This window comes from Nocardia sp. SYP-A9097 (assembly GCF_009649815.1).
In the GTDB taxonomy this organism is placed as follows: domain Bacteria; phylum Actinomycetota; class Actinomycetes; order Mycobacteriales; family Mycobacteriaceae; genus Nocardia.
On sequence record NZ_WJIC01000016.1, the window covers coordinates 167,992 to 184,108 of the forward strand.

The 16,117-nt window shown below is 65.8% G+C and carries 9 protein-coding genes, 1 tRNA gene and 1 pseudogene; 3 read left to right on the forward strand and 8 right to left on the reverse strand.

Features of this window, described 5'->3' with window-relative positions; genetic code table 11:
- Positions 1-66: 66 nt before the first annotated feature.
- The 8 genes and pseudogenes from GFY24_RS43080 to GFY24_RS27905 form a co-directional block, all read right to left on the reverse strand.
- Positions 67-2,802: pseudogene (locus tag GFY24_RS43080) on the reverse strand (amino acid adenylation domain-containing protein); the annotation flags it as partial.
- Between the two features lie 161 nt (positions 2,803-2,963).
- On the reverse strand, positions 2,964-3,914 hold the full coding sequence (locus tag GFY24_RS27875) for a proline dehydrogenase family protein (protein WP_153808049.1): 951 nt from the start codon (positions 3,912-3,914) through the stop codon (positions 2,964-2,966).
- Positions 3,914-5,548 (reverse strand): L-glutamate gamma-semialdehyde dehydrogenase, encoded by a 1,635-nt coding sequence (gene pruA, locus GFY24_RS27880; protein WP_153808050.1) that lies wholly within the window; start codon positions 5,546-5,548, stop codon positions 3,914-3,916. Before pruA ends, GFY24_RS27875 begins: the two co-directional genes overlap by 1 nt.
- Positions 5,549-5,608: 60 nt before the next feature.
- Positions 5,609-7,258, reverse strand: a complete 1,650-nt coding sequence (locus GFY24_RS27885; RefSeq protein WP_153808051.1) for a GMC oxidoreductase — start codon at positions 7,256-7,258, stop codon at positions 5,609-5,611.
- A 155-nt stretch (positions 7,259-7,413) separates the two neighbouring features.
- A tRNA-Asp gene (locus tag GFY24_RS27890) sits at positions 7,414-7,487 on the reverse strand.
- Positions 7,488-7,557: 70 nt separating this feature from the next.
- Positions 7,558-8,646 (reverse strand): succinyldiaminopimelate transaminase, encoded by a 1,089-nt coding sequence (gene dapC / locus GFY24_RS27895; RefSeq protein ID WP_309231434.1) that lies wholly within the window; start codon positions 8,644-8,646, stop codon positions 7,558-7,560.
- Between the two features lie 21 nt (positions 8,647-8,667).
- Positions 8,668-8,991: a ferredoxin gene (fdxA, locus tag GFY24_RS27900; protein WP_309231428.1), complete on the reverse strand. Its 324-nt coding sequence runs from the start codon at positions 8,989-8,991 to the stop codon at positions 8,668-8,670.
- A gap of 151 nt (positions 8,992-9,142) precedes the next feature.
- Positions 9,143-11,749, reverse strand: a complete 2,607-nt coding sequence (locus GFY24_RS27905) for a bifunctional FO biosynthesis protein CofGH (RefSeq protein WP_153808052.1) — start codon at positions 11,747-11,749, stop codon at positions 9,143-9,145.
- A gap of 293 nt (positions 11,750-12,042) precedes the next feature.
- On the opposite strand from GFY24_RS27905, the gene GFY24_RS27910 reads away from it, so the two are divergent.
- From GFY24_RS27910 to GFY24_RS27920, 3 genes are all read left to right on the forward strand, one after another.
- Positions 12,043-13,524, forward strand: a complete 1,482-nt coding sequence (locus tag GFY24_RS27910) for a hypothetical protein (RefSeq protein WP_309231429.1) — start codon at positions 12,043-12,045, stop codon at positions 13,522-13,524.
- Between the two features lie 198 nt (positions 13,525-13,722).
- Positions 13,723-14,250 (forward strand): PH domain-containing protein, encoded by a 528-nt coding sequence (locus tag GFY24_RS27915; protein ID WP_228566704.1) that lies wholly within the window; start codon positions 13,723-13,725, stop codon positions 14,248-14,250.
- Positions 14,247-15,923 (forward strand): PH domain-containing protein, encoded by a 1,677-nt coding sequence (locus tag GFY24_RS27920; RefSeq protein ID WP_309231430.1) that lies wholly within the window; start codon positions 14,247-14,249, stop codon positions 15,921-15,923. The genes GFY24_RS27915 and GFY24_RS27920 overlap by 4 nt, the downstream gene beginning before the upstream one ends.
- Positions 15,924-16,117 lie beyond the last annotated feature (194 nt).

Genomic DNA, 16,117 nt, shown 5'->3' on the forward strand with positions numbered 1-16,117 from the left:
AACCGAGTGCGGGTCGACGGCGGTGCGCAGTACGAGGGTGTTGACGAACATGCCGATGAGATCATCGAGTTCGGCCGCACCGCGCCCGGCCACCGGTGTGCCGATGGCGATATCGCGGGTGCCGGACAGCCGGGCGAGCAGTACCGCCAAGGCAGCGTGCACCAGCATGAACAGGGTGATATTGCGGGACTCGGCGAATAGGCGTGTCGCCGCATAGATTTCGTCGTCGATCCGGAAGGCGAAGGTGCCACCCCGATAGGTGGCGACCGGCGGCCGGTTCCGGTCGCAGGGCAGTGCGAGTTCATCGGGCAGATCGGCGAGGGTGTCGCGCCAGAAGCCGATCTGCCGCGCCAGCGGCGAGTCCGGATCGTCCTCGCTGCCGAGGATTTCGCGCTGCCAGACCGCGTAGTCGGCGTACTGCACGGCGAGCGGAGCCCATTCGGGTGCCAGGCCGCGAGCGCGCCGGGCGTACGCGGTCATCAGATCGCGGGTGAGCGGCCCCATAGAGACGCCGTCACCGGCAATGTGGTGGATGACCGCGACCAGCACATGCTCGGCAGCACCAATCCCAAAGAGCCGCAGTCGAATTGGCGGTGCCACAGTGATATCGAACCCTGCGGCCGCGACGGCGGCGACCCGCCCCGGGATCTCCGCGGCCGCTGCCTCTTCCAGCGAAAGCTCCGGAACGGCACGCGAATCCCCGAGCGGCAGCACGAGCTGGTATCCCTCGCCGTCGACATCCGGGTAGATGGTCCGCAAAACCTCGTGCCGTGCAACGAGATCCCCTGCCGCGTCCCGCAGCGCCTCGATATCGAGGGCCCCGGTCAATCGCACCGCGAGCGGAATATTGTCGACGGCATTCTCGGGATCGAACCGGTTGAGAAACCACATCCGTTGCTGTGCGAAGGACAGCGGCACCCGTTCCGGGCGCGGCAGTGAACCGAGCTCCGGCCACTGCTCCCGCTCCCCTTCCTTCGAAATCCGTTCCGCGAGAGCGGCTACCGAGGATGCCTCGAACAGCAGATGCACCGGCACCCGCATTCCCAATGCACTGCCGATGCGCGCCACGGCACGGGTGGCGAGCAGGGAATTGCCGCCGAGCTCGAAGAAGTCGTCGTCCGCGCCGACCCGCGCCGCCGGATCATCGGGCCGGAGCAGTTCCGCGAAGACCTGTGCCACAGCGACTTCCGCGCGGGTTGCGGGGGCGCGAAACTTACGGCCGGCGAAGACCGGCTCAGGTAGTGCGGCCCGATCCAGTTTGCCGACGGGCGTCAGCGGAATCTCATCGAGCACGACGATGGCGGCGGGCACTATGTACGCGGGCAGCGATTGCCCCACGAATGCCGCCAATTCTCCTGTGCTGACATCACTTCCAGGACTCAGCAGCACATACGAAACCAGCCCGGTGTCTCCCGAGGGCATTGTCCTGCCCAGGGTCGCCGCGTAATCCACACCCCCGTGCGCCATGAGCGCACTGTCGATCTCGCCGAGTTCGATGCGCAGCCCGCGAATCTTCACCTGATGATCCGCGCGCCCCACATACTCGATGTTCCCGGATTCATTGCGCCGCACCAGATCCCCGGTCCGATACAACCGCTGCCCCGCCATCCCGTTCTCCACCGCGAATGGACTGGCGATGAATCGCCCGGCGGTGAGTCCCGGCCGCCGGTGGTATCCCTGCGCGAGTGCCGGCCCCGACAGGTACAGCTCCCCTACCAGGCCATCCGGTACCAGCCGCAGTCGCGCGTCCAGAATGTACGACCCCACCCCGGCGAAGGTGGAGCCGATATCGATCGGCCCGCCCGGTGTCAATGCCGCACTGCTGGTGACGATCATGGTGGCCTCGGTGGGCCCGTAGATATTGCGGAAGCTCCGATGTGGCGCATCCCAGCGCGTAATGAGCTCCGGCGGTAGCGCCTCACCGCCGACCGCCAGGCTGGTGACCTCGCCGAGCCCGGCCGGGTCCACCGATTCCAGTGCGCCGGGCGTGATCAGCACATGGGTGACATGTTCCCGCCACAGCAGTTCGGCGAGCTCCGCACCGCCGAATACGCCGGGTGGCGCGATCACCAGTGTCGCTCCGGCATTGAATGTCAATAATTCGATGAGCAGCGAGAAGTCGAAGCTGGGCGAGCAGACCTGCGGTATCCGCGCGGCCGACGTAATGCCGAAGTGCCGGTGGCCGGCGGTGACGAATCCGCCCAGCCCGGTGTGAGTGACGACCGCGCCTTTGGGTTGGCCGGTGGACCCTGAGGTGTAGATGACATATGCCGGATGCTGTTCGGTGAGCGCCCGCACCCGGTCCGTGTAGGAGATGGTATGCGCGGGATATCGCCCAATTCTCTTGGCTGCCAACGCATCATCGATTTCGATCCAGTGCGCGGTATCCCCGAGTGCGGCCCGGCATGCCCCGATGGTCAGCCCCAGTGTCGCACCGGAGTCGGCGAGTAGATACTCGATCCGATCGGCGGGGTAGGCGGGGTCGACGGGCAGATAGGCCGCACCGGTCTTGGCAACGGCCCACACCGCGAGTACCGATTCGATGGATCGGGTGATCCCGATCGCGACCATATCCCCGGGTCCGGCCCCGCGCCCGATGAGTTCCCGGGCCAATTGCGAGGAGCGTGCGTCGAGTTCCCGGTAGCTGATTTCGCGCTGGTCGGCGGGTGTGCCGGTGGGGTTGAACCGGATGGCGACGGTATCCGCCGCCGCTTCTACCGAGGCGGTGAGCAGTTGCCCCAGTAGTGGACTACCCGAGCGGCGGCGACGGTTTCCGTGCGCTTTGCGGGGAACGCTCGCCATGGCACCGCCCTTACCTCGGCGAGAGTAAGGCGTTGCGGCACATAATGTTCCCCCACTCGTGACCTAAGACCAGCCGGTCTGTACCGACCGACCGTAGCCCGTCCGACGAGCGCTCGCGAGCCGAAGAATTCGGTGCCCAGGACTATGGGGGCGGTATCAATTCAACTTCGCCCGGCAAGTGCGCGCAGGAAAAACCCCAGATTGGCGGGCCGCTCGGCGAGACGCCGCATCAGGTACCCGTACCACTGGGTGCCGTACGGGATGTAGACGCGCAGGGCATGCCCGTCGTCCACCAGCCGCCGCTGTTCGGCATCGCGAATCCCGTAGAGCATCTGGAATTCGAAATCCCCTGGGCTGCGGCGATGTTCGGCCGCGAGGGTCAGGGCCGCCACCACCATGGCCGGATCATGCGAGGCGATCATGGGATGCCAGGCTCCGCGCATGAGCACATCCAGGCAGCGCAGATAGGAGGCATCCACCTCCGCCCGCTTGCGATAGGCCACCGTCTCGGGTTCCTGATACGCGCCCTTGCACAGCCGCACCCGGGTGTCCGAGGCCGCCGCGGCCCGGCAATTGTCCTCGGCGGTACGCAGATACGTCTGCATGGCAACCGCCAGCCACGGGAATTCGGCGCGCGCCTGCTCGACCGCCGCCAGGGTGTCGAAGGTGGTGGTGTGGTCCTCGGCGTCCACGGTCACCCATACCCGGGATTCGACGGCCTTGGCGCAGAGTTTGTGCAGGTTCTCGCCGGCGATGGCGGGCCCGTCCGCGCCGAGGGATTGTCCGAGCGCGGATAGTTTGACCGAGACCTCCACCGGCGGCACCTCGGTATCGGGTGACCGATCGAGTTCGGCCAGCTGGTCGATGAGCGAAATGTATTCGGCCACAGCCGCATCGGCCATGGCCGGATCGGTGGTGTACTCGCCCAGGAAGTCGACGCTGACCATGCGCCCGCTGTCCAGGAGTTCCCGTACCACCGGTGCGAGTTCGGCGCGGTTCTCCCCCGCCACGAATCGCCGCACCACCGCGGCGGTGATCGGGGTCCTGGTCACCGCCTGCTTCAACCGCGGTGAATCGGCCGCGGCGAGGATTGCCGGTCGCAACGGGTTCATCACGCCTCCATATGCGGGTAGCGGTAATCGGTTGGTGGAACGAAGGTTTCCTTCAGCGTGCGCGGTGCGACCCAGCGCAGCAGGTTGAGATGGGACCCGGCCTTGTCGTCGGTGCCGGACGCGCGCGCCCCGCCGAAGGGTTGCTGGCCGACCACCGCGCCGGTGGGTTTGTCATTGATATAGAAGTTCCCGGCCGCGAATCGCAGTGCGGTGGTTGCCTGTTCGACGGCTTGGCGGTCGCGGGCGAAGATGGCGCCGGTCAAACCGTAGGGCGAGGTGGCGTCGACGGTGGTGAGCAGATCGGTGAAGGCGTCCGGGCGGCTGTCGTCGTAGACGTGCACCGACAGGATGGGGCCGAAGTACTCGGTGGCGAAGGCTTCATCGCTCGGATCATCGCCGAGCAGGACGGTCGGCCGGATGAAGAAGCCCTCGGCATCGTCGTACACGCCTCCGGCGGGTATCCCGAGACCCTTGTCCCGCGCGCGAACGATCGCGGCGACATTCTTGTCGTAGGAACGCCGATCGATCACCGCCCCACCGAAATTCGTCAGATCGGCCACATCGCCGTAGGTGAGTTCGCCGACCTGCGCCAGGAACTCGTCACCCATTTGCCGCCAGACGGATTTCGCGATGTACGCGCGTGAGGCCGCCGAGCACTTCTGCCCCTGATACTCGTAGGCCCCGCGAATCATGGCTATGCGCAGCGAATCCGGATCGGCGGAGGAGTGCGCGACGATGAAATCCTTGCCGCCGGTCTCCCCCACAATGCGCGGATACCCGTGATACCGGCCGATATTCGCCCCGACCTGCTGCCACAGGTACTGGAAGGTCCCGGTGGACCCGGTGAAGTGGATGCCCGCCAAGCGCGGATCCCGCAGCGCCACTTCGGATAAGCGCACACCATCGCCGGTGACCATATTGATCACCCCGGGTGGCATACCGGCGGCTTCCAGCAGCTTCATCGTGTAATACGCCGAAAGCGTCTGCGTAGGTGAGGGTTTCCACACCACGGTATTGCCCATCAGCGCCGGTGCGGTGGGCAGATTCCCGGCGATGGCGGTGAAGTTGAACGGTGTGATGGCGTACACGAACCCTTCCAGGGGCCGGTAGTCCATCCGATTCCATACGCCCGCAGAGGATTCCGGTTGTTCGGCCAGAATCTGCCGGGCGAACGCCACATTGAATCGCCAGAAGTCCACCAGCTCGCAGGGTGCGTCGATTTCGGCCTGCTGCACCGTCTTCGACTGTCCGAGCATGGTGGCGGCGGCTATGGTTTCGCGCCAGGGCCCGGCGAGCAGGTCCGCCGCCCGCAGCAGGACGGCCGCGCGTTCTTCGAACGGTAGCGCCCGCCAGGCCGGGGCGGCGGCGGTCGCGGCCGCGATGGCCGCGCCAGCCTCCTCGTGGGTGGTGTCGGTGTACGTGCCGAGCACCTGTCGATGCCGGTGTGGCATCACGATGTCGGCGCGTTCACCGGTTCCGGGTTGATGTTTGCCGCCGATCACCAGCGGTATGTCGAGCGAGCCTGCGGAGATTTCGGCGAGCCTGCCCGTCAGCAGTGCGCGTTCACGAGAGCCGGGTGCGTAGCTGTGCACCGGTTCGTTCGCGGGAGCAGGGACAACCGTGACAGCGTCCATATCCCAGGCTAACGCGAGCAAGACCACTGCCGTGGGGTAGACGCACCGAAATTCTTCCGGCTAGCCGAGATCGTTGGCGATGATGTTCTCGATATTGCGTTCCGCCAGAGCGGTAATCGTGACGAACGGGTTGACGGTGGTCATACCCGGGATAAGCGATCCGTCGATGACGTACAGGCCCTTGTACGCGGTCAGTCGCCCGTAGTTGTCGGTGCTCTGGTTGAGCACGCAACCGCCGAGCGGATGGTAGGCCAGGTCATCGCCCCAGGTCTTGTAGGTGCCGAACAGGTCGGTGCGATAGATGGTGGCTTCCTTCTGGTTGATCTTGTCGAAGATCCGCTTGGCCGCGTCGATGCTCTGCTGATTCCAGGCCGTCTGCCAGTTCAGGTCGACGCCGCCGGTGCCGGAGTTGTAGGTGAACTTGCCGCGGTTGGTGTTCTTGGTGATGGCCAGGTACAGGCTCGCGAAGGTTTCCAGGCCCGCCGGGAAGGGCGACACCTCGGCGAAGGCCGGGCCGCCGCTGTCCGCCCAGTTGTCGATGCCGAGGGTGGGGATACACGATTGCAGGCTGCCGGTGGCGTCCCAGGCCTGGTTCTGCCGGGCCACCATGACATTGCCGTTGTTGCCCCAGCCGGTGCCGACGGAGTCCGGCAGATTGCCGAGCTTGCCGGTGGCCTTCATCGAGACCAGCAGCTTGCTGGTGCCGACACTGCCGGCGGCGAAGAAGACCTTCTGTGCCACAACGGATTTGCTCGCCACGGTATTGCCACTGGTGTCGATCTGCTTCATCTCGACCTTGTACCCGCCGTCGGTGGGCGAGACGGCGGTGACGACGTGCAGGGGCGTAATGCCCACCTTGCCGGTGCCGACGGCAGCGGCGAGATAGGTCTTGTCCAGGGACTTCTTGCCGTGGTTGTTGCCGTAGATGACCTCGGCGTCCAGCGCGGAGCGGGTGGCGGTCTTGGCCTGCTCCTGTTTCATGTAGTCGAAGTCGTAGACGTTCGGGACGAAGGTCCACGAAAACCCGGACCGCTCAGCCTGTTTGCGGCCGACGCGGGCGAATTGATAGCACTCCGCGCTGTCGAACCAGGTCTGGTCGATATTGTTCACGCCCAGCCCGGTATTGGCGCGCGGGTAGTACGTGCTGTACATCTCGCCCGCGTCCACGGACGGCAGGATGCTGGCGAAGTTCGCCTGCTTGGGCGTGACCGCCATACCGCCGTTGACGAGCGAACCACCGCCGACACCGCGGCCCTGGTAGATGCGAATCCCGCTGAACTGCTCCGAATCCAGCACACCGGTGTACTTGGAGATGGACTTGTTGTAGGGCGCGCCCATGAAGTGATTGACCGGCTGATCGGTCTCGGTCCGCAACCAGAAGCTCCGGCCGTCCGGCTTGAGCATGTTGCAGAAGATCTTGCCGTCCGAGCCGGGCTGCGACCACGACATGCCCATCTCCACGATGGCCACATCGATCCCGGCCTGAGCCAGTCGCAGCGCCGCCACCGCCCCGCCGTAGCCGGAGCCGATGACGAGCACCGGCACCTTGTCCCCATCGGCGAGCTGCTTGGTCGGCAACGCTTGCGCGGGTACCTTCCGGGCTAGCACTGCCGTCCCCAAAATGACACCTGTTGCAGCTAGAAACCCGCGACGGCTGACGCCGCTGCCGTACTTGCTGTTACCAGTGTTTTCGTACACAAAACCGCGCATGGACCAGGCTCCTCATCGAGACTCAGATGAGAACCTGTTATAGAGAATGTGAAGCATGAGTGTGTCACTTTTGAGGAAATCAGGAAAAAGTACAGCAACCTGAAGACAGCAAAAAGGAAGGGCGCGAGCAATGCTCGCGCCCTTCCAAATTTCTGCGACCCTGACGGGACTCGAACCCGCGACCTCCGCCGTGACAGGGCGGCGCGCTAACCAACTGCGCTACAGGGCCATAATCGAAGCCGGACCATCGGGCCTGGCGACGCGGTAGACGTTATCACGGCCCGGGGCTGGAGGTTAAATCAGCTGGTCAGGCGTTCAGCGGCCGCCGCGATGCGCTCGTCCGTGGCGGTCAGCGCGAGCCGCACATGTTGTGCGCCACGGGGTCCGTAGAACTCGCCGGGGGCGGCCAGGATGCCGCGTTCGGCCAGCCAGTCCAGGGTGGTGCGGCACGGCTCGCCACGGGTCGACCAGAGGTACAGGCCGGCCTCGGAGTCGTCGATGCGGAACCCGGCCGCCAGCAAGGCATTTCGCAGTACCTCGCGGCGGGCGCGGTAGCGCTCACGCTGCTCGGCCTCGTGCGTGTCATCGCCGAGGGCGGCGGTCATGGCGGCTTGGATCGGGAAGGGCAGCATCATGCCGGAGTGCTTGCGCACCTCCAGCAGCTCCGCGACCAGTGCCGGATCACCGGTGACGAAACCCGCGCGGTAGCTCGCGAGATTCGAAGTCTTGGAGAGGGAATGGATGGCCAGCAGTCCGGTGTGATCGCCATCGCACACCTCGGGATCGAGTACCGAAATGGCCCGGCCCTCCCAGGGCAGGCCCAGATAGCACTCGTCCGAGGCAAGAATCGCGCCGCGCTCGCGGGCGAATTCGACCACCTTGCGCAGGTGTTCGACGCCGAGCACCTTGCCGGTCGGATTGGACGGCGAATTCAGGAAGATCAGCGCGGGCTTCTCCGGCCCCAGCTGAATCACGCTGTCCGCGCGCAGGATTCGGGTACCGGCCAGCAAACCGCCGACCTCGTAGGTCGGGTAGGCGACCTCGGGAATCACCACCAGATCGTCCGCGCCCAGTCCGAGCGTGCGCGGCAGTCCGGCGATCAGTTCTTTGGTGCCGATCACCGGCAGTACCGCGTCCGGTGAGATGCCGGTAATCCCGAAGCGCCGTTTCAGCGCTGCCACAACGCTTTCCCGCAATTCGGGGGTGCCGTGCGTGGTCGGGTAACCCGGTACCGCCGCCACCGCCGTAAGCGCCCGCTGGATCAGCGGATCCACCGGATCGACCGGGGTGCCGACGGACAGATCCACCAGCCCGCCCGGATGCGAAGCGGCCTTCGCCTTCACGGAAGTAATTGTGTCCCAAGGAAAATCGGGTAGTAGTGCACTCACCCGGCCACGCGCGGTCACAGATTACTCCGCGGCCATCGGGGGTAGCGCGGCAATGAACGGCGGGTCGTAATCGACCACGCCGATCTTGGTGGCGCCGCCCGGCGAACCCAGTTCATTGAAGAAGTCGACGTTCGCGTTCACGTAGCCGATCCACTGATCCGGGGTGTCGTCCTCGTAGAAGATCGCCTCCACCGGGCAGACCGGTTCACACGCACCACAGTCCACGCACTCGTCCGGTTGGATGTACAGCATGCGGCCACCCTCGTAGATGCAATCCACGGGGCACTCCTCGATGCACGCCTTGTCCTTCACGTCAACGCACGGTTCAGCGATGATGTACGGCACTGCCGCTCTCCTAGTCTGTCCTCACCTGCGGGATACCCCGCGAAACAGTATCCCGGCCCGCCAACATTACTACCGGCAGCCTGCCCTAACTCGGCTGGCCGTGTTAATTCTGGCCCGCGCCACGCACTCCACCGTAGGCCGCCACGCCGGACTATCCCAGCGCGAGCGGAACCGCCGCCGAATGATGCGCCGGCACACCGTAGGTGGTGGTGCGCTGGCGGACCGGCCGGCCGATGCCGGTGGCGATCTCGGTGATCTCCTCGACCGTCTTGGCCGAACCGTGTTCCGAACCCGCCATCCGGGAGATGGTCTCCTCCATGAGCGTTCCGCCCAGATCGTTCGCGCCACCGTTCAGCATCAGCTGGGTGCCCTTGATCCCGAGCTTGACCCAGCTGGTCTGAATATTGTCGATGCGGCCGTGCAGCATGATGCGCGAGAGGGCATGGGCGGCGCGATTGTCGCGGACGGTGGGGCCGGGGCGCGAGGCTCCCGCCAGGTACAACGGGGCACTCTGGTGCACGAACGGGAGCAGTACGAATTCGGTGAAACCGCCTGTCTCGTCCTGGATTCCACGCAGTACGCGCAGGTGGCCGACCCAGTGCTTGGGGTTGTCCACATGCCCGTACATCATGGTCGAACTGGAGCGGATACCCAGTTTGTGCGCGGTGGTGATGACCTCCACCCAGGCCGAGGTGGGCAGTTTGCCCTTGGTGAGCACCCAGCGCACCTCATCGTCCAGGATCTCCGCGGCGGTGCCCGGAATGGTGTCCAGCCCAGCCTCTTTCAGCGCGGACAGCCAGTCGTGAATGGACTGACCACCGCGAGAAGCCCCATTGACAACCTCCATGGGGCTGAAGGCGTGCACATGCATACCGGGGACGCGCTGCTTGATGGCGCGCACCAGATCGGCGTAGCCGGTGACGGGGAGTTCCGGGTCGATACCGCCCTGCATGCAGATCTCGGTCGCGCCCTCGACATGCGCCTCCCAGGCGCGGTCGGCGACCTCGGAGGCGCTCAGGGTGAAGGCGTCCGCGTCACCTTTGCGCTGCGCGAAGGCGCAGAAGCGGCAGCCGGTATAGCAGATATTGGTGAAATTGATATTCCGGTTGACGATGTAGGTGACGTCATCGCCGACGGTATCGCGGCGCAGCTGATCGGCGAGTGCCGTAATCGCTTCCAGCGCAGGGCCGTCCGCGGTGGCCAGGGCCAGGTACTGGTCGTCGGTGAGCCCGGCGGGATCGCGCTCGGCGGCGTGCAGGGCGGCGAGCACATCGGAGTCGAAGCGCTCGGGCGCGGCGACCGCGAGTTCCTTCACCTGTTCGCGAATGGTCTCCCAGTCGCCGAACGCGCCCAGGCCGTCACTGGCGAGCGCGGAATCGCTGCGGGACTCGGTATTTCGGCCCTCGGAGTCGATGGCGGTATTGAGATCGATGCGGCCGACCGACTCCCAATCATGGTCCGGCTCCTGCCACGGCAAGCCCGTGGGATTCACGTCGCGCGCCAGACCGGTGACCGGATCGGAGAGCGCGGCCACATGCCGGGAGACGCGCGGATCGATCCACGGATGGCCCGCCAGCACGTATTTCGGGTGCGCGGTGAGCCGCTCGGTGAGCACGTACCCGGCGTCGGCGGTGACCTGTGCGAGGGTGTCCAGGTTCGGCCAGGGCCGCTCCGGATTCACATGATCGGGGGTGAGCGGTGAGACGCCGCCCCAGTCGTCGATTCCGGCGTCGATGAGCGCGCGGCATTCGTCCAGGGATACGAGATTGGGCGGGGCCTGAATTCGCATCTTCGGCCCGAGCAGCAGTCGCGCGACGGCGATGGTCGCGCGGAACTCCTCCAGATCGGCGTCCGGGGTATTGCGCATGGCGGTGTCGTGCTTGGCCAGGAAGTTCTGCACGATCACCTCCTGCACATGCCCGAATGCCTTGTGCGACTTGCGAATCGCCATGATCGACTCGGCGCGCTCGGTGAGGTTCTCGCCGATACCGACCAGAATGCCGGTGGTGAACGGAACGGAGAGGCGGCCGGCGTCGGTGAGCGCGCGCAGGCGCACCGCCGGATCCTTGTCCGGGCTGCCGTAATGCGCCTGACCCGGTTCGGTGAACAGGCGGGTGGAGGTGGTCTCCAGCATCATGCCCATGGACGGGGCCACCGGCTTGAGCCGGGAGAGTTCGGCCCAGCTCATCACACCCGGATTCAGATGCGGCAGTAGGCCGGTCTCCTCCAGCACGCGAATCGACATGGCGCGCACGTAGTCCAGGGTGGAGTCGTAGCCGCGCTCGTCCAGCCACTGCCGGGCCTCGGGCCAGCGCTCCTCCGGGCGGTCGCCCAGGGTGAAAAGCGCTTCCTTGCAACCCAGTTCAGCGCCCTTGCGGGCGATTTCGAGAACCTCGTCGGGTTCGAGGTACATGCCCTTGCCCTCGGCGCGCAGCTTGCCGGGCACGGTGACGAAGGTGCAGTAGTGACACTTGTCGCGGCACAGGTGGGTGAGCGGAATGAATACCTTGCGCGAGTAGGTGATCGGCAGGGTCTCACCGGCGTAACCGGTTTCGCGGAGTCCCGCATCGCGTACCCGCGCGGCGGACTTCGCGAGATCCTCCAGGTCAGCACCCCGCGCCTGGAGCAGTACCACCGCCTCGTCGAGGTTGAGCGTCGCGCCGTCACGCGCCCGCCGCAACGCCCGGCGCATACCCGAGGGACTGGGTGGAGCCGGGGGGAGACTCGGGTTCGCTAGATCCGTCACGTCCTCGATCATGCGCCATCCATCCGACTGATCCGACTCGGGTGCCATAAGAACGGGCAACCGGGCGCTACGGCAGGCTATTCCACCGGCGGCACACGAATATTCTGGCGCACCCCGGTGGTGATCGCGCGCGGTGATGCGCCTGATGGGTCAAACCCTTGCGGGGCAGCGGTGGCGTGTCTAGGGTGATCCGCCACGATTACTCGCATCGCTTGATTCGAATATTCGCATTCACCTTCATATGCAGCACTCCCGGCATCGCCGCCGAGGACGACACACATCATGTTTCGTGAGATGGGGAACCCGTGTTCGAGAGATTCGGCCGCGCCGGCATTACGGCCGCGGCGGGCGCAACGCTCATGCTGACCATCGCCACCAGCTCCGCCTCGGCGGCCTTCGGGCTGCCACCCGCCAATCCGTATCTCGGGCCGGTGGGCACCGCGACCATGCACGGCGACGCCGAATCCTCCGACGCCACTCCCCTCGCCGGACCCGGCACCGGGAACATCCGCGCCGACTTCCACGAGGAGGCCGCCGCCTGCCCGACGATTCTGCAGGGCGCGGACGGCTTTCCACAGGCACTGTGCACCAAGATCACCGACCGGGCGCCCGAGCTACTGCTGCTCGATCCGAACAGCGGAAACACCCTCGCCACACTGGATCTCACCAAGGGCAGCCTGCTCGGCGGCGTGTACGCCTACCTCGACGAGCAGAACCGCATGGTCACCGTGGACGGCAGCGGAGAACTGCTGCGCATCGGGCATGAGCGCAGCGGTGACGGGTGGAAGCTCTCCATCGTGTCGAGAACGCCTATCGCACAGGCGGTTACGGCCCACTGCGGCGGCGGGGACTGCGATCACGTCGCCTCGGTACTGCCGGACTTCGACGGCCGCGTCTGGTTCGCCACCGACAACGGTGCGGCCGGATTCGCCGATCCCGCAACGGGAATCGCACGGGCCGTGGAGCTCGCCCCCGGGGAATCGGTGGCCAACAGCATTTCGAGCGCACCGCAGGGTGTCGCCGTCGCCACCGATCACGCGCTGTACCTACTGCGTGCCGACCCCACCGGCAACCCGTACGTGGTGTGGCGGCAAGCCTACGATCGCGGACCGGCGCGCAAACCCGGCCAGCTGAGCTGGGGCACCGGCGCGACCCCGACCTTCTTCGGCCCCGGCAGCGGCACCGAATACCTCGCCATCACCGACAATGCCGCCACCAAGGAAAAACTGCTGGTCTTCGACACCGCCACCGGCAATACCGTCTGCTCGATCCCCGCCATCGACGGCACCGAGAACTCCCCCATCGGCGCGGGCAACAGCCTCTTCCTGGCCAGCACCTACGGCTACCCCTACCCGCAACTCCCCGCGAACGCCGGACCCAGCCAACCCGCCAGCGCCTCCTTCACCGGCGGCATGACCCGCATCGATGTCACCGGATCGGGTTGCAATGTGGTGTGGACCGACAACGTCCCCTCCGCAGCGGTCCCCCGCCTCTCGGTCGCCGACGGCAAGATCTACACCATCGCCCGCCACACGCTCCTGGGCTCCGGCAGCGGCGGCTCCGGCAGTTTCGGTTCCGGTAGCGCGGGCCTGCCCAGCGGCAGCGGTGGCGTCACCGACACGTACAAGTACACGGTCATCGACGCCGCCACCGGCAAGGTAGACACCGAACAGCAGATCGGCGCGACCACGATTCACGACACGTTGCAAATGGTCGGCACAATCGCCCGGGGTCGAGTGCAGTACCAAGGCACTTTGAGCGGCCTCTTCCGAATCACCCCGCAATAGGGCACCCGCGGTAAGAAGCATCGCACCTGCAGCACGCACCTTCTCGTCATCCCGCACACCCGCTCGTCATCCCGGCGCGCTTTTGGCCGGGATCCACCCCGGTCAGTGGATCCCGGCCCAAAAGCATGCCGGGATGGCGAAGGCCGTTCAGCCGGGATAGCCGGGGATTCAGGCCCGAATCGTGCAAAGCTGGCAGGCATGTCCGAGCGTTCCGCCTCCGGCGAACTCCGCACCGCCCCCGGCGGCATCATGGCGGACCCTGCCTGGCACCCCAGCCCACGCGCGAAACTGCTGTGGGCGATCGGTGCCGCACTGTCGTGGGTGTTTCCATTTCTCGTGCTGATCATCTGGATGATCGTGGATCCGCATCGGCGGAACTGGCAGGGCATCATCCTCGTAATCGCCTTGCTGGCAGCGGCATTCAGCATTCTGGTGGTACCGCTGTGGCGATACGCGGTACACCGGTGGGAGATCACCGCCGAGGCGGTGTACACCCGCACCGGATGGTTCACGCAGGAGAGCCGAGTCGCGCCGATCAGCCGCATCCAGACGGTGGACACCTATCGCGGACCGTTGGAGCGACTGCTCGGCCTGGCCACCGTCACGGTCACCACCGCGTCCTCGGCCGGGGCCGTGCATATCAGCGCGCTGGCCCTCGATGATGCCCGGCGGACGGTGACGCAGCTGACCGAGATCACCGCCCGGCATCGAGGGGACGCCACGTGACCGACCCGTTCCACCCGGATTCCGATGTGCGACAACCCGATCCGATGCCCGGTCCGCCCGAGGCCGAGTCCTGGCAGCGCCTCGATCGGCGAATGCTACTGGTACATCCCATTACCGAACTGATCCGCTTCATCCCGGTGCTACTGGCCACCCTCATCGCGGGAGCGCGCAGCGACAGCCCCATGTGGAGCCTGAGCGTGGTCGGCATCATCGTCGTACTCGCCATCACGCGCTGGTTCACCACCACATATCGCATCACCCCCGACAATGTGGAATTGCGCACCGGACTGATTCAGCGCAAGCGACTCTCGGTGCCACGCAATCGAGTTCGCTCGGTGGATGTCCAAGCCGATCTACTGCATCGGGCACTCGGACTGGCGGTACTGTCCATCGGCACCGGCCAGCAGGCCGAGCGCGGCGACCGCTTCAAACTCGACTCCCTGGACGCCAGCCTGGTACCCGCACTGCGCACCACACTGCTGGAGCACACCCGCGAGCAAATCCCCAATGGTGCGGAATCCACTGCACCACAGGCAGATACAGCGGCTGACAACGGCATCACGCTCACCGAGCCGGTGACCGATGCCCCCGTGCAGCCCACCCGCCCACCGGTGGAAATCGCGCACTGGCAAGCGAAGTGGGTGCGCTACGCCCCACTCTCCCTCACCGGATTCGCCATCATCACGCCGATCGTCGGCCTGCTGTTCCAATACGGTTTCGCCCGCATCATCTTCGACTCCAGTGCCGTCCAAGGCGTGGAAGACGGTGGCGCACAAGCCATCGCGCTGGCCGTACTCCTGCTGATCATCTTCCTGGTGACCTTCGTCAGCCTGGCCGCCTGCGCCCGCTACCTCACCACCTACTTCGGCCTACAGGTCATAGACGACGGCACCACCCTGCACATCCGCCATGGCCTGTTCACCACCCGCCAGATCACCCTCGACCTGGCCCGCCTGCGCGGCGCGACAGTGAACGAACCCCTCCTACTCCGCCTGGCGGGCGCGGCAGAACTCGAAACCATCATGACGGGCACCAAATCCCGGCAGAAGATCGTCCCCCAGGCCCCGCGCGCCGCCGTGGACCACACCCTGGCCCACCTCCTCGACACCAGTGCCGCAATAGATTCCGCCACCGATCGCGCGGCCACCTCGGCGAACTCCGGCACCGCATCGAACGAAGCCCACCTCACCATCCCGTCGATCGTCACGGCGGCGCTGCGTCATCACGGACCCGCCGCCACCCGCCGCCGATACACCCGCGCACTGAGCCTGCCGCTGATCACCGCAGCAATTCTCATCGCGTTTTCCATTGCGGGAGAATCGATTCCGACCTGGACCTGGATCCTTGGGGCGATCGCGACCGTCATAGCTACCGCATTGGCCTGGGACCGCGCCCGCGGCCTCGGCCACACCGTCGTGCCCTCCAGCGGGGACAACCCAACCTGGCTGATCACCCGCAGCGGCTCCCTGGATCGCGACCGCGATTGCCTGGAAGGCCCCGGCATTATCGGCTGGACCGTCCGCCAGTCCTGGTTCCAGCGCCGCGTCGGTCTGGCCACCATTACCGCTGCCACCGCAGCGGGCAAGAAGCGCTACCACGTGATCGATATCCCCTTGGACCAAGCCTGGCCTCTGATCGAAGCTGTCACCCCAGGCCAACTCGGAGCCCGGTAAGTGCCCGTCCAATTCCATTACAGCCGTGGGTAACTGGACGGAACGGACAGAACATACTCTGAAAACTTGCAGTTCAGAAGGGTTTTCGGGTTCCGTGGGGTGATCTTCGTTGGTAGAATTAGCACATGAGTTCGAGCGTGGGAGCTGTGAGTGTGGAGGGGGTCGGCCCGGTGGGCGACCTCGCTACCGCGTTG